The organism is Mastigocladopsis repens PCC 10914, from assembly GCF_000315565.1.
Classification (GTDB): Bacteria; Cyanobacteriota; Cyanobacteriia; order Cyanobacteriales; family Nostocaceae; genus Mastigocladopsis; species Mastigocladopsis repens.
On the sequence record NZ_JH992901.1, the window covers coordinates 1,343,434 to 1,357,590 of the forward strand.

Below are 14,157 nucleotides of genomic sequence, written 5' to 3' on the forward strand. Positions count from 1 at the left end.
AATCTATTCCCCATTCCTTTAAGGAGATTGCTATGCAAGTCGATGCAGAAAGATTTTCATGGTTTCAGGTTCCAGACGATATCAAACAGTTGTTGATATTGGCGGCAGCAAATTGGGACAATACTTCAGAATCAGAAAAGTATATTAACCAAGCTTTAGCCAAAACTGAAGATTCGACAGACATTTTGGTAGCAGCTTATAGATTTTTTTCTATAAAAATAATTATTCAATGGCTTTGCAAACAGCAGTTAAAGTTATAGATAGAATTAAATTATCAGAGCTATTTCCAGATAGTTGGGAGCAACTTAAGCCAATATTGATGAGCCGCAAAGATGAGCCAACAATAAGACTTTATCTAAATGCTTATGCTGCTTCTGGATTGGTCTTGGCAAAGCTGGGAGAAATAGACAAAGCTAAACAAATAAGTGCTCAAGTGAAGGAAATTGATGATAAAAATCAGTTTGGAGCAGCAATTTTATATGACATTCTGACACGACCCAGTGAAGAAGAATGAATTCTATATTCAATTTATCATTAATTGTATGGTTGAACGCTTATGAAAGGAAGGGATTGGCTTGTCACTGAAGACGGACAGTATCAAGTCTGTCAATCTGTAAGAGCATGGGATTTACTGAGAGATAATTATCGCTTCTATCGATTTCTGACTGAAGTGGAAGATGTTCTCAAAGATGCTGAAGATGAAAGCAGCCATCTTCCAGAAATTCGGATGCTAGTCAGGCGGTTGATTGTTAACTCCTACTGGGTACAAAGTCGATATTTAGAGCCTTGTTCTAAAACAGGAATCTCAGTTGTCCTTCTTTATGATGAGTTAGGTTTTCCATTTACCGTGCAAACCGTAACATTTGCACCAGGAACCCCATCGACAATTCACAACCACGGGACTTGGGGTGTTGTAGCCGTGTTAAAAGGAGAGGAGAAAAATACATTTTGGCAGCGTACACCCAATTCAGAATTTAAGGACAAAATTGAACGGACGGGAGAGTTAACGTTATTTCCAGGGGATATTATTAGCTTGGCTCCCAATGCAATTCATAGCGTGGAAGCAGTCGGTGATCAACCAACTGTGACTTTTAATATTTATGGCGAAACTCGTATGCAAGAGCGTTTGGAGTTTGACACCGTTAGCCATTTGGCTAGGAATTTTTAACTACTAGAAATGGCAGGGGTAGAGGGGGGATGAGGGAGATGAGGGGGATGAGGGGGATGAGGGGGATGAGGAGGAGACAAAGATGTAGAGACGCGCCATGGCGCGTCTCTACAATAACTAATAACGGAGAAACTTAAATGGCAAGAGTAATTTTCTATGAAAAACCTGGCTGTAAAGGTGGTACTAAGCAAAAAACTCTACTAACAGCCGCAGGTCATGAGGTGGTAGCTTACAATCTGCTTACTGAACCTTGGACTATTGAACGTTTGCGCTCATTTTTTGGCGATCGCCCTGTGTCTGAATGGTTTAATCGTACCGCTCCAAAGATAAAATCTGGAGAGATAGTTCCTGAACAAATAGATACTGAAACCGCCTTGGTGCTCATGCTAAGAGATCCACTGTTAATTCGCCGTCCTTTGATTCAAGTGGGCGATCGCCGTGAGGTGGGTTTCGATGTCGAACTTATAGATGCTTGGATTGGCTTAAAGCCTAAGGATGCAACTCTTAAGGAAATTAGTGAAAAGCTGATGAACCAGGATCTGCAAACCTGTTCCCACAAGCATGAACACAACCATGAGCCAGGTTCGTGCAAGCACTAGTAGACTGTCAATCCAAAAATGGCGGGTAAGTGTAGTTTGTAGTTGGCGCTGTCTAGCCTGCGGCACGCCTGACGGCGAACGCGCTTAGCGCCAACTACAAACCCATCAAATCTAGCTTGACAAAGCACTAGTGCTGTGCTAAACAACCGTCAAAGCCGCAATTACTCAATTTAAGCAGTTTTTGGAATTTTCCCAAACCTTGACAACATCACGTTTAGATTTATGTTATTCTTAGTATCAAGGATTATATTCGGTTATGAAGTTTGTTGTTAACTCTTTACAAGCGTTTCTCCGAATCTAACTCTCTACACCATCTGATTCTGGAGATGTTTTATGTCAATTTATGTTGGTAATCTATCCTACGAGGTCGAGCAAGATGACCTCAAACAGGTTTTTGTCGAATATGGAACTGTTAAGAGTGTTCAATTGCCTACAGACCGAGAAACAGGTCGTGTGCGAGGTTTCGCATTTGTAGAAATGGGAACAGATGCAGAAGAAGCAGCAGCGATTGAGGCTCTTGACGGTGCTGAGTGGATGGGTCGTAATTTGAAGGTTAATAAGGCTAAACCCCGCGAAGACAGAGGTTCGTTTGGTGGTGGTAGACGGGGAAACAATAGTGGAGGATTCTCTCGACGCTACTAAGCTTTGAGATGAGACTAGGTTCCTTCTCCAATGTTTCATCCTAAAGAAAGAATTTAACTCTCGGGTATTTTGGGCAGATAACGAGTCTGCCCTTTTTTGCTCGTGTTTTACTTGATTGTTTATATCCAACCACTAATTAAGTCAATTTAGTAGGAATAGAGAATGACCCAAATAATTGTGGGCGAAAATGAAGGAATTGAGTCAGCCTTACGTCGATTTAAGCGAGAAGTTTCCAAGGCGGGAATTTTTCCAGATATGAAGAAACATCGTCACTTTGAAACGCCTCTGGAGAAACACAAGCGTAAAGCAGTTGCTAGACACAGACAGCAGCGGTATAAGAGACGTTTCCGTTAGTGAGGACAATTATGTAATGGCTATCTCCCACAACGGATGCACGGATCAAGCTCAAGCGACTATACCCTACTTAACCCAGCAAAGTTTCCTTGGCAGACCACCAGGTCTATGTTATGAGAATTGCCTATCATCAAAATAACTCTACCCTCCCTTCTAGCGCTTACACGAAGAAGAGAGGGTTTTTAGCAGTTAAACAGGTAGAGCCAAAAGACTTCTGGAATGAAACAAGTTTGCCATATACCGAATTATCACCTACCTGGTTTAAATCTCCAAGTATTTATTCAAAACTACGGACAAGCCTTTGAACCTGGTTCTTTCTCTTTGAAACCTGAATCCAACTGCTTTTGCAAATGAGTTTGCTCCAGAGTCATGATCAGCGCTGTACGTAGCAATTGGAAACCTTGCGTTCCGAGTACAGCCCGAAACTCTGCCTCCACTTCTTGCAGAATCGTCCAAGCATCCAGTAGTCCCCGACGGCCAATCTCAGTAAAGTAGATACGCTTTGCTCTTCGGTCTATGGGATCTGATCGGCGTTCGACATACCCTTTATCTTCTAAGTCCATCAACAACTCTCCCATAGCCTGCTTGGTCATACCTGCCTGTTCAGCTAACTCTGTAAGGCAAGTTCCTTCTATGTCCAAATTGGCGAGTAAGGCAGAGTGAGAACTACGCAACTGCCCATGTCCGCGCTTGTGCATCTCGGTGGTGATGCGAGCGTTGAGTGATCGGGTAGCCCGCAGAAGTAACTGCGGAAAATTGGCTTTTCGCCAATGTTCAAATTGCTCCGCAGAAATAGCAGGTGGCACATCAAGCACAAAAACCTTCCTCTTGACTCAATAGTCAGGTTGCTTTACTATTAGAAATTAGTCAGGTTACATTAGGATAATATTATCATATGCATATTGTTCAGACGTTAAGCAACTTATCGTTTCATTGAAAAAGATTAGCTGAACCCTTACGCCACGAAGAATCGAAGATAGTGGAATTTCCTACTGATAAAGTGTTCGATTTTTTGTTGGTATTCGGTATGTGGAAGCAGCTAGAGAGAGTGCTAGGAGTCTGTTCTCAACTACCAATTCTCACTGCAAAGTTACGGATATTTTTCTGGAGTTGGTACTTTGCTCTTTTGTCTACTTTAAGTGTCTAAAAGCTGTGAATATCTGTATCTACTCTGCAATAAAGTTCTGATAACAATGCTTTTAAGAACTTTTAAAAGGATGTAACACGCTATCCAGAATCATTATTAGGTGTTGTATCTTACCATTAATGCTTTAAGGATTCCAGAAGGGGGAATTTTCCTAATCACTGCTCCCCACTAGCTTCGGGAATGACATTTCTAAATCCCTATCTCAAGAGAAGTACTTACTTTTTGTATGGGTTTTGGAAATCAGGTACTCCATTGGGGAACACAGAGCAATTCAACTGACTGCTTACAGCGGTTTTCAAATAAATGAACCACATAACCAAAATTGAAATCCCTGTCCAGACGTAGCATGCACTTTCATTGCAATGTGGTCTATTTAAATGCAAACGGCTGTAAGCAATCGGAAAATCTCTCTATCGTCCGCTATCGAATATGTCGGCTTACTGACACAACAGCGAGTGTGGAAGCACTGCTCAAAGATGCTCGACAGGTGACAAGACAGAGCAGTGTATATCCCTAGTCCTGATTGTGATTATGGCTTGGTTCCAGCAATTGACCTAGTAGCACAAGGCAAGCCGGATGTGACTACTACGCTGAAACACCAAAAAGGAATATAGCTTATGAGCTTTGTATCACAGACACCCATATCTTCTTCTGTGCGCTATCCACCAGGACCAAAAGGGTATCCGATACTCGGCAATCTTCCTGAACTTTACCGCGACCCGTTGGGCTTTTTAAATAGGTGTAATCGCAACTACGGGGATATTATTAGGGTGCAACTTTTCAAAGATTTTGTTTATATCTTAAACCATCCTGACTACATTGAGGAGGTCTTAGTTAAGAAGAGCAACAAATTTGCCAAACCTGACTTTGGAAATATATTCCGTCTTATTGTGGGCAATGGACTAGTTACGAGTGAAGGAAACTTTTGGCATCGCCAGCGACAACTGATTCAACCTAGCTTCCACCGTCAGCGGTTTGCTAATTATGGAGAACTGATGGTTGCATACACTACCCACCTGCTGACAACATGGCAAGATGGACAAACTCGGTATATTTACCAGGATATGAAGCGCTTGGCTCTAGAAACCATAACAAAAATCCTGTTTCAAGGTAATATGCCGAACAAGGAAGATGATGTGGAAACTGCCATTGAGGTAAGTATCAAGTGTTTTGACCGAGCCGATAGCCTGTTTTTCTCTCCCTTGTCTTGGTTCCCGACCCCTACTAAACTGCACTTTCATAAAGCGCTTCAGCGGCTGGATGCCATTGTTTACAGTATAATTCAGCGGCGACGAATCACAGGAGGGGACAGGGAAGACCTACTCTCAATGTTCCTATATATTCAGGATGCTAACGGCATCTGCATGACTGACAAAGAGCTGCGAGATGAGGTCATGACTCTGTTGGTAGCTGGTAGTGAAACTGTATCAATAGCGCTGTCGTGGACATGGTACCTGCTGTCGCAGCATCCCGAAGTAGAGGCGAAGTTAACAGCAGAATTGCAGACATCATTAGGTAACAGGAAGCCAACTCCTGCTGATTTGCCCCAGTTGCGTTACGCAGAGATGGTGGTCATGGAGTCCTTGCGGTTATATCCGCCAACCTGGTTTTTAAGTCGAACAGTTGTGTCCGAGTGTGAAATTGCTGGGTATCCATTGCCTGCTGGTGGTAGCGTACTTTTATGCCCGTGGATGATACACCGTGACCACCGCTTTTTTGAGGAGCCAGAGATATTCACACCGGAGCGCTGGGCAAACGACTTAGTTAAACGTTTGCCTAAATTCGCCTATTTCCCTTTTGGAGGGGGAGCGCGAGGCTGTATCGGCAAATATTTTGCTATGATGCAAGCCGTTTTGGTTCTCGCAACAATTGCCCAAAAGTTTCGGCTGACGTTATTACCTCCTAGTCATCGAGTAAAGCCCTTGCCTGGCTTGACACTACGACCCAATTCAGGTTTGAAAATGTTGCTGACCAAGCGGTAGGACTACTCTCAGGCTCTGTGTACACACTTTAACCACGTTCATCTAAAAGAAGGTTTTGCAATAGAGCGCTATGGTGATAGTTCAACCGTCTAAAGTTTAATTACAATACATAAGTTAATTTTACTGATACCTATTAAGACTAAGAAGGACGCTTTGATGCGATCTTCTTTTTCTATGGAAGGAATTAAACCTTATGTCAGGACAAGCTCTAGGTACTGTTAATATGCCCAGATTGAGTAGAGGTACGCAAGGGGATGCTGTCAAGATTTTACAACTGCTTTTAGACAACTTTCATGGCTACTCAATTGCAGTTGACGGGATTTTTGGTCAGAACACAGAGAATGCTGTTAAAGATTTCCAAAATTCTCGTGATTTTGTCAATGATCCTCCAGGAGTTGTGGCTTATCAAACTTGGGAGGCGTTAACTAATAGACAATAATCGGCGTTTATTAAGTGGAATTATCTCACCTTCTCTATCCTTACCAGAGTGGTGGAGATTTTTCTTTTTGAAAAGGGTGTAGATTTAAGGGCGCAAGGCTTTACGTCCTCACGCCCTATACTCTGTCCATTCAGTCAAACAGGTTCCGCAATACGCTTCAAATCCAGCAAAAAGATTGTTTTTGTAACATCTTCCTGAGATAAGACAGCAACATGGCTGACCATCTCAATAATAGGTTTGCCATGACTGCTAGACTTTGGTAAAGACCGAATCGTTTCTGGCGGTAATTCCACGATATCGGGTGGTTCATTCACCGAAATACCATAGAGTTCCCCTTGTGAATCGTGTGCAACCACTATAAAAGATGGGTTATCACATTCGTGAGGTAAACCACCTAAGTCTAACTGTTGATGCAAATCCAAAACTTTAATCATGTACTTGCCTAGCTGGACTAGCCCGATTGTTGTTAATCTTTTGCTATTTGCAGCTGAAAAATTCACGACCTTCAGCACATTGCTAATCGGGAGCGCTAGGAGATAATCTGCAATTTTAAAAACAATAAACATGTCTAAGTGTAACTCGTCGTGCATTACTCTCTCCCAGTAGCTACTCCAGTATTTTTCTCAAGGACATCTGCTAGTGTCGCCAACAGCATATGCTCTAAATAAGGCTTGGTAATATAAGCGTTGGCTCCCAACTGCAAAGCGAGCAAACGGTGCTTTTCGCTACTGCGGGAAGTTAGCATCACGACAGGAATATCTACCAAAGCAGGGTCTTGCTGACGGTTTTTCAGAAACTCAAACCCATTCATACGTGGCATTTCGATATCACAGAACACTAACTTGATGTCTGTATGGTATCGAAGTTGTTCAAACGCCTCGTAACCATCCCTTGCTTGAAGTACCTGATACCCAGCCTTCTGTAAGGTAAAAGCCAATGTTTGACGTGTTGTAATTGAATCATCCACCAAGAGAATACTGAGCTTTTGTCTTTCCCTAGAGTCAGGATTTGGTGATTCCGGTAAGGCAGCACGAGCCTGGGCTAGTAATCGCGGTTGCTCTAGGGTGGATTTAAGGATAAGGGGTGTTGAACTAACTAAAGGGCGAGCGCCCTTTAGGGCGCTGGGCTTGGCCCAATCTCCATCATTATCGGTTTGCTGTTGAGACAAACATTCCATCAATGCTGAAGCATCAAGTACCAACGTCAGCCGACCATCAGGCAGAATACTGCTGCCGTAGATGTAGCGGGGCGCTACAATCATTTGACCTAAAGGACGGATAACCAATTCCTGGTCCCCTAGCAACTGGTCTACTTCCAGACCAAGAAGTTTCTCTTGATAACGAATGAGAATCACCGGCATCCCCTGTTCTTTAGAAACAGAGGATTGCTTAGATGGGAAGATAGCCCCTTGAGTAATGGATGAAAAATAATTCAGGAGTTTCGTGAGTTGGTAAAGAGGAATAAGTTTCACAGAAGCACCCTTACCCCGCCGGAGGACTTTGCCTCCTTCCCAAGACCGAATTTGGTCAGGTGTAGGAATAAGAATTTCCTCGATAGAATTAGCAAACAAGGCATAGGTTTGGTCTCCAGCTTGACACAGCAGCAAGTTGGCGATCGTTAAACTCAGGGGAATTTGGAGTTTGAATGTTGTACCCTGATTGGGTCGAGAATCAACTGCAACTGAACCTCGGATGGCTTGCAAATGAGTGCGAACCACATCAAGACCAATGCCTCGCCCAGAGAGGTCATTGACACTAGAAGCTGTAGAAAAGCCTGGTTCAAAAATAAAATCTGTCAGTTGGGCTTCATTAAGAGTGCTAGCCTGTTCCGGCGAAACAAGTTGACGTTCTACCGCCTTGGCGCGAATCTTTTCAAAATCTAATCCTTGACCATCATCGCGAACTTCAACCACCAAGTATCTGCCTTGATGGTAAGCGCAGATTTCAATCTGACCTTTCTCTGGCTGCTTACCCTGGTTTTGCCGGATTGTAGGCGATTCAATCCCGTGGTCAAAGGCATTGCGAAGTAGATGCAGCACAGGATCATACAGCTTTTCAACCACTGCTTTATCTACTAGGGCATCACTTCCACGGCAATTTAGTGTTACCTCCTTTTTATGCATAACTTCTAACTGACGCAGAAGGCGGGGGAAACGTCCAAACAATTGTCCCAAGGGCAACATCCGGGCTTCCATTAAGGAGTCACGGGTATGAGTCAACAACCGACGTTGTTTTTCCAAAGTCTCCTGAGACTGACGAGCAAACATTTCAATCGCGTCGGTAGCTTCTCCTAATTGCACGGAATCTTCCAAAAGCAACTGAGTGAGATTGTGGAATTCGCTGTAGCTTGTTAGTTCTAGAGAATCGAAACGTCCATTATCTTGCTCATCACGCACCAACAGTCGTTGTTGTGGGACACTGAACTGGCGAGTGGACAAATCCTGTAGTTGGTTAAGCAACTGCTGATGCTGCTGTAGTTTTGTGAGGAGTACTCGAACGTTCACCCACAGTTGTTCGTTTTGCAGTGATTCACGATTTTGGTTTGTGAGCAATTCTCCAATGAAGTAATTCAGTTGTTCTAAATGCTCAACATTAACCCGGACAGAGCGAGTTGAGGTGATGGGAGGTTGGGAAGGTGGGGGCAGAGACTCTGGTTCATCGGTCATTTGACCTTTAGGGGTCTGCAATTCAGTGTCAAGTGTGATTTGAGTGACCGACTGTTGAGCATCAACTGTTACATCTTGAGGCTGTTGAAATGAATTGTTGTGTAGTCCGCTAAGTTGTTGTAATGCTGAGGATGGTTGACCGCCTTCACTTCTATCGCCATTTAGCACGGCTGTTCGTGCTTCTTGGAAATTTGCCAAAGCAACACGGGCAATAACCAACGCTTGCTCAGGAGAGTTGTCCAAGGTAGCAAGCACCGCTTGAGCTATAGCTCCAAATCCCGGTAAATTCAAAGATTCAGCTAAACCGAGAAAAACCTCTGCCTTAGTCCTAAGCAGAGTAGCAACCTCTTCAGGATTGCCAGTGGCTATGGCTGTAGCTAGCTGGTCTAACCGTTGGGTGACTCCTACTTCAAAGATGGACTGTGTTAAATCAAAGCCCAATTCTTGTGAACTGGGAATGTGAGTTTCTTGACCAAAACAGTTTCCTAACTTCTCTTGCAGTTGGGCAAAAATACCAGCGGTGCGGTCAAGCACCTCAAAGTCATTGACCGTCTCCCCCATCAATTGAGCAGTTAAGGCTAAACGCAAACACTCATAACCCTCAAAGAGTAAGCCTTCAACTTCTGCATCAATGGACAAGTCGGGTCGGCAAATTGCTCTAAAAATATCCTCCAACGAGTGAGCTAGGGTTTTAATCGTTTCCAAACCTATGCTGGCTGCTGCTCCTTTAAGGGTATGAGTAGCACGCATCAATGTATAAACTTTATTGACACTAAAGTCTTCTCGAAGATTGAACAATTCTTGTTCTATAACTTGCAACAGTTCCGGCGCTTCTTGGAGAAAGTAGCGGTAAATTTGCTCGTGAATGGTTGGATCTATGCTCATGGGGGAATAGGGAAATGGGCTGTTAGTAGTTAGTAGATAGTAGTTAGTGGTTAATAATTGGCATCCCTACTAACCACTAACCACTCACCACTAACCTTTTAATCAACCTTGAACTGGTCAACACTATCCTGGAGGTTTTGAGCCATTGCTAGGAGTTCCTTAAAGGATGTGGAAATGTCGATGGAATCCTCCTTGGTTTGGTTAGCGATCGCTGCTACGTCTGTCATGGTTTGCGTGACTGATTCAATCTGCTGACTTTGTACCTGCGTTGCTTGGGTGATACTGTCCACAAGCTGGCTGATTTGGGTTGTGGCTGCAACAATCGCGTTCAGATTCTGACGAGCTTCGTGTGCCTGTGTTGTTCCTGTCGCGACCTGCTGAATGGCATTTTCCATTGCTATGGAAACCTCTGCTGTGCCTTTTTGGATGTCCTCAACCAGCTGCTCTATTTCAGTAGCTGCTTCAGCAGACTGACGCGCTAAAGAACGCACCTCATCAGCGACAACGGCAAAACCGCGCCCGTATTGTCCGGCTCTGGTTGCTTCAATTGCGGCGTTTAGGGCAAGCAGTTGGGTTTGAGTTGTAAAGTTGCTAATCAAATTCACGACTTTGGAAACCTTCTGAGAAGATTCCGAAAAGCGCTTGAGGCGCTGACTGGTTTCCGCCACTGTCTCTCGGATGTCAAGAATTCCGTCCACAGTGCGGTTCATCGCCGCATCTCCTTGCTGAATGGTTTGGTTTGCCACCTGCACTGCTTGTTCCACTTGTTGGGCATTCGTTGTTACGGCTTTTGTGGAATTGACCATGGTTTGGATTTGTTCCAAAGCATGAGTTAAAGACTGAAACTGCTGCTGTGCTTGGGTGGATAAACCAACGATAGAAGATTCGCTGACTTGAGAGGTTTGAGCAAGTTTCCTCGAAGCTGTCTGCACCTGCATAACGATTTTTCGCAGGCTTTGCAGGGTGATATTGTAGGCGTCGGCGATCGTCCCCACTTCTCCTTCTGTTATGGGTGCCCGGACTGTGAGGTTTCCTTGCAGTGCTGGTTGGACTGCCGACAGCAACTGAATAACCTCTCGTTGGAGTTGCTCTTTGGCGGCTCTTTCCCTTGCGCTTGCTTGTGTCAATTGCTGTGCTTGATTTCTCAGTTGCTCCAAGTATTCCGCTTGTTGTAAGGCAAGACCGATTTGTACCCCTACCTGAGCTAGTAAGTTGACATCTATCTGCTCCCAAGAACGCGGTCCATCATTTTGATAAGCTCCTAATAGCCCCCAGAGTTGGTCGCCTTTGAAGATGGGAGCAATCATATAAGCCTTAGTTTCCCATCGTTCCAGTATTTGGATGTGGCATTCCTGATGCCCAGAAGTTCGGACGTTCTCTATACTGAGAGTTTCTTTGCGACGATATCGACCGCCCTTCGTTTCTTGAAGATAGGTATCTTCAGCTCGAGCTAGCTCAGTTCCCACAACTCTGACCCAATCGCTACCAACATCCTCGACCACAAATTCACCGCTCCAGTCAGGATCAAAGCGGTAAACACCTACCCTGTCGGTCTTCAACTGTCTGCGTAATTCTTGAACAGCCAACTTTAACAGGTTGTCCAGTGAAAAATTCTCTTGAATCAGAGCTAACCCGAGTCGGTAGACCAGTTTACTGTAAATTGTCTCCTGTTCGACCGACTTAGCTAACTGTTGTGACTGCACGCGCAGTTCCTCAATATACTCAGCCTGCTGCACAGCCACTCCTAACTGAGAGCCAATTTGCATGAGTACCTTGACTTCCACCTCTTCCCAGTGCCGTACTCCACTGTGTTGAAACGCTGACAACAAACCCCAGAGCTTCTGTCCTTGGAATATAGAAACCACCATGCAGGATTTGACTCCAAATTCCTCTAGGGCTTCTACATGGCAATCGGTGAGATTGCCATTGTAGATATCATCCACAACAAAAGGTTCATTGTTGCGGAATCTGCCGCCTTGGTGTTCGTTCAAATAAGGGTCTTCCCAACCACTGCCGACTAATTTGGGCCATCCCGCAGACTCCGATTCAACAATAAAGTCACCGAAATAATCTGGACGAAACTTATAAACAGTCACTCGCTCCACGCTCAGAAGTTTCCTAACTTCTTGTGTTGTTGTCTTGAAAATAGTGTCAATGTCTGATGTCTGGCGAATCTTATCGATCACCTTGGCTGCTGCTCGTTCTCGCTCTACAGCTTTGGCTATCTGGGTGGATTGCTCCTGTAGTTGTTTGAGATACTCTGCTTGCTGTATGGCTATGCCCAGTTGATTACTAATTTGGGTCAGAACTGTGATTTCTCCTTCTTCCCACTGACGTGGATTAGAGTTTTGATATACCGCCAACAGACCCCAAAGCCTCTCTCCTTTGACAATCGGAGCAATGACATATGCTCTTGCTTGATACCGTTCCAAGCTCTCAATGTAACAAGGTGAAAACCCTGCTTGGTAAATATCGCTCACAACCCTAAAGTTTGCTTTTGGAGAAAATGATCCCCCTTGAGTTTGTTGCAGATAGGTGTCTGCAACACGAGTTTTTCCAGCGCCCAGGATTTTTGCACTGCATTCGCTGATATTTTCTCGTAGGATAGGATTATCGAGTTGCTCCTGCATCAGAGATTTCCATCCACTGGATACTGATTCGGCAACAAACTCACCGCTCCAATCAGGCTCGAAGCGATAGATAACCGCACGTTCAGCTTGCACCAGAACTCGGACTTCTTGAGTTGTCGTCTTGAAAATAGTGTTGATGTCCAAAGAGGCGCGAATCTTGTCGAAGACGATCGCTAACGCTCGATCTCGCTCTGCGACTTTGGTCATCTGGGTGGATTGCTCCCGTAGCTGCTCTAGGTACTCCGCCTGCTGTAGAGCCACGCTAAACTGATCTGCAATCTGTTTGGCAAACTCAATCTCATCCTGCTGCCATTGACGGGAGTTACTGCATTGATGAATGCATAGCAATCCCCACAGTTCACGTCCTTTCAGGAGCGGCACAATGAGGTTGGCTCGAACTTGAAACTGCGACAGAATGTCGATATGGCAATCGCTTAAGTTTGCATTGTAGATATCAGCAACCGCCTGAATTTGTCCTTTGGCGTAGTGAGCGGCATACTGTTCGCCAAAGCAGTGGTCGTGAACCTTTGCAGCCAGCGCTGAACTATAGCCTGATTTCACATCTTCAGACACAAATTCCCCATCATCAAAGCCGGATTCAGGATAAAAGCGAAACACACCTACCCGGTCAGCCATGAGGTGGTGTCGAACTTCTTTAGCGGTGGTCTTGAAAATTGTCTCCAAGTTCAAGGACTGGCGGATCTTGTCTATCGCTTTGGCTATGACTTTTTCTGTGAGCGCCTGTTTTTGTAGTTGGGCGCGAAATTCTGCTGGCTGTAGGATGAGAGTCAGTTCGGTGACAATCTGGTAAAGCAGGCTGATTTCAGCTTCCTGCCATTGGCGGGAACCAGAGCATTGCTGCACCACGAGCAAGCCCCACAGCGAGGATTCTTTTACGTGGTTCCTTCCGTTGAGGGAATTCTCCGTCCCATTTACCACAATCGGCAGACTCAGGCTAGCTTTAACTTGGAACTGTGTTAGCAGTTGCAGTTGGTAGGGACTTAGAGCTATTTCGTGGATATCATCTAAGGCTAATACTTGCTGTTGCTGATAGTCCTGTTGATTTTCACCGCCAAAGGCAATGCTCCCAGAGGGAGCTGCCCAAAAGGCGATGGCGCTTAAGGACTGTCCCAAGCTGGGAGTATAACCAGACACCATCGATTCAGCCAGTACCGTGCCCTGGTTTTCTGACTGGAAACGGTAAATCAATACCCGGTCTACCTGTAAAAGCTTACGAACCGCAGTTACTGTAGTTCTCAACAGGTCGTCAATATTTGCTGCTTGGCGCATTTGATTGACGATGGTAAATAACTTTTGCCGTTCGTGCTTTAAGTTTTGCTCACCAGTGACAGCTAGATTAGCCTGATACTCTGTTTGCAAGTGTTGAACCCACTTTTCGAGATGGAGAACTTTCTGTTGAGCTTCAGGTTTGACCGAATATCCTATTTGTTCGAGGTCTGCTTTGATGGCTGTCACTAATTCCAAAGCTTGGTGTGGCTCCATCCCTTTGAAACCAGCATCCCCATTGCCATTCTGGGACTGAGAATTGAGTATTTGCTCAGTTTGCTCAAAATCCTGTAAGACCATACCTAAATCCTTGGGGATCATATCCCTATCTTGATTAATTTGGTTTCTTCAGCTGTCGA

The 14,157-nt window shown here is 44.7% G+C and carries 10 protein-coding genes and 1 pseudogene; 7 read left to right on the plus strand and 4 right to left on the minus strand.

All coding sequences use genetic code 11. The features are described from left to right. Positions 1-32 precede the first annotated feature (32 nt). The 5 genes and pseudogenes from MAS10914_RS31510 to rpsU all read left to right on the plus strand — a co-directional run bounded on the left by MAS10914_RS31510 (position 33) and on the right by rpsU (position 2,763). Positions 33-514, plus strand: a pseudogene (locus MAS10914_RS31510) (hypothetical protein). A gap of 42 nt (positions 515-556) precedes the next feature. Beyond that, on the plus strand, positions 557-1,168 hold the full coding sequence (locus MAS10914_RS0108220) for a cysteine dioxygenase family protein (protein ID WP_017315442.1): 612 nt from the start codon (positions 557-559) through the stop codon (positions 1,166-1,168). A 137-nt stretch (positions 1,169-1,305) separates the two neighbouring features. Beyond that, the gene (locus tag MAS10914_RS0108225) at positions 1,306-1,767 is read left to right on the plus strand and encodes an ArsC/Spx/MgsR family protein (RefSeq protein WP_017315443.1); all 462 of its coding nucleotides are present in this window, start codon (positions 1,306-1,308) and stop codon (positions 1,765-1,767) included. 333 nt (positions 1,768-2,100) lie between these two features. Next, entirely contained in the window at positions 2,101-2,409 is a 309-nt protein-coding gene (locus MAS10914_RS0108230) for an RNA recognition motif domain-containing protein (RefSeq protein WP_017315444.1), read from the plus strand. Between the two features lie 162 nt (positions 2,410-2,571). After that, the gene (gene rpsU / locus MAS10914_RS0108235; protein WP_017315445.1) at positions 2,572-2,763 is read left to right on the plus strand and encodes a 30S ribosomal protein S21; all 192 of its coding nucleotides are present in this window, start codon (positions 2,572-2,574) and stop codon (positions 2,761-2,763) included. Between the two features lie 287 nt (positions 2,764-3,050). Here rpsU and MAS10914_RS29825 read toward each other — a convergent pair whose 3' ends face one another. Further along, on the minus strand, positions 3,051-3,578 hold the full coding sequence (locus MAS10914_RS29825) for a MarR family winged helix-turn-helix transcriptional regulator (protein WP_017315446.1): 528 nt from the start codon (positions 3,576-3,578) through the stop codon (positions 3,051-3,053). Positions 3,579-4,527: 949 nt separating this feature from the next. Between MAS10914_RS29825 and MAS10914_RS0108245 the strand changes: the two genes are divergently transcribed. Together MAS10914_RS0108245 and MAS10914_RS0108250 are read left to right on the plus strand one after the other, a co-directional pair. Beyond that, positions 4,528-5,892: a cytochrome P450 gene (locus MAS10914_RS0108245; RefSeq protein ID WP_017315447.1), complete on the plus strand. Its 1,365-nt coding sequence runs from the start codon at positions 4,528-4,530 to the stop codon at positions 5,890-5,892. Positions 5,893-6,085: 193 nt separating this feature from the next. Then, on the plus strand, positions 6,086-6,331 hold the full coding sequence (locus MAS10914_RS0108250) for a peptidoglycan-binding domain-containing protein (RefSeq protein WP_017315448.1): 246 nt from the start codon (positions 6,086-6,088) through the stop codon (positions 6,329-6,331). Between the two features lie 134 nt (positions 6,332-6,465). On the opposite strand, the gene MAS10914_RS0108255 is transcribed toward MAS10914_RS0108250, so the two are convergent. From MAS10914_RS0108255 to MAS10914_RS0108265, 3 genes are all read right to left on the minus strand, one after another. Continuing rightward, positions 6,466-6,921 (minus strand): chemotaxis protein CheW, encoded by a 456-nt coding sequence (locus tag MAS10914_RS0108255; RefSeq protein ID WP_017315449.1) that lies wholly within the window; start codon positions 6,919-6,921, stop codon positions 6,466-6,468. After that, the gene (locus MAS10914_RS0108260; RefSeq protein WP_017315450.1) at positions 6,921-9,881 is read right to left on the minus strand and encodes a hybrid sensor histidine kinase/response regulator; all 2,961 of its coding nucleotides are present in this window, start codon (positions 9,879-9,881) and stop codon (positions 6,921-6,923) included. Before MAS10914_RS0108260 ends, MAS10914_RS0108255 begins: the two co-directional genes overlap by 1 nt. A 98-nt stretch (positions 9,882-9,979) precedes the next feature. Next, a complete protein-coding gene (locus MAS10914_RS0108265; RefSeq protein WP_156818115.1) occupies positions 9,980-14,098 on the minus strand; it encodes a GAF domain-containing protein in 4,119 nt (1,372 codons plus the stop codon). Positions 14,099-14,157: the final 59 nt, after the last annotated feature.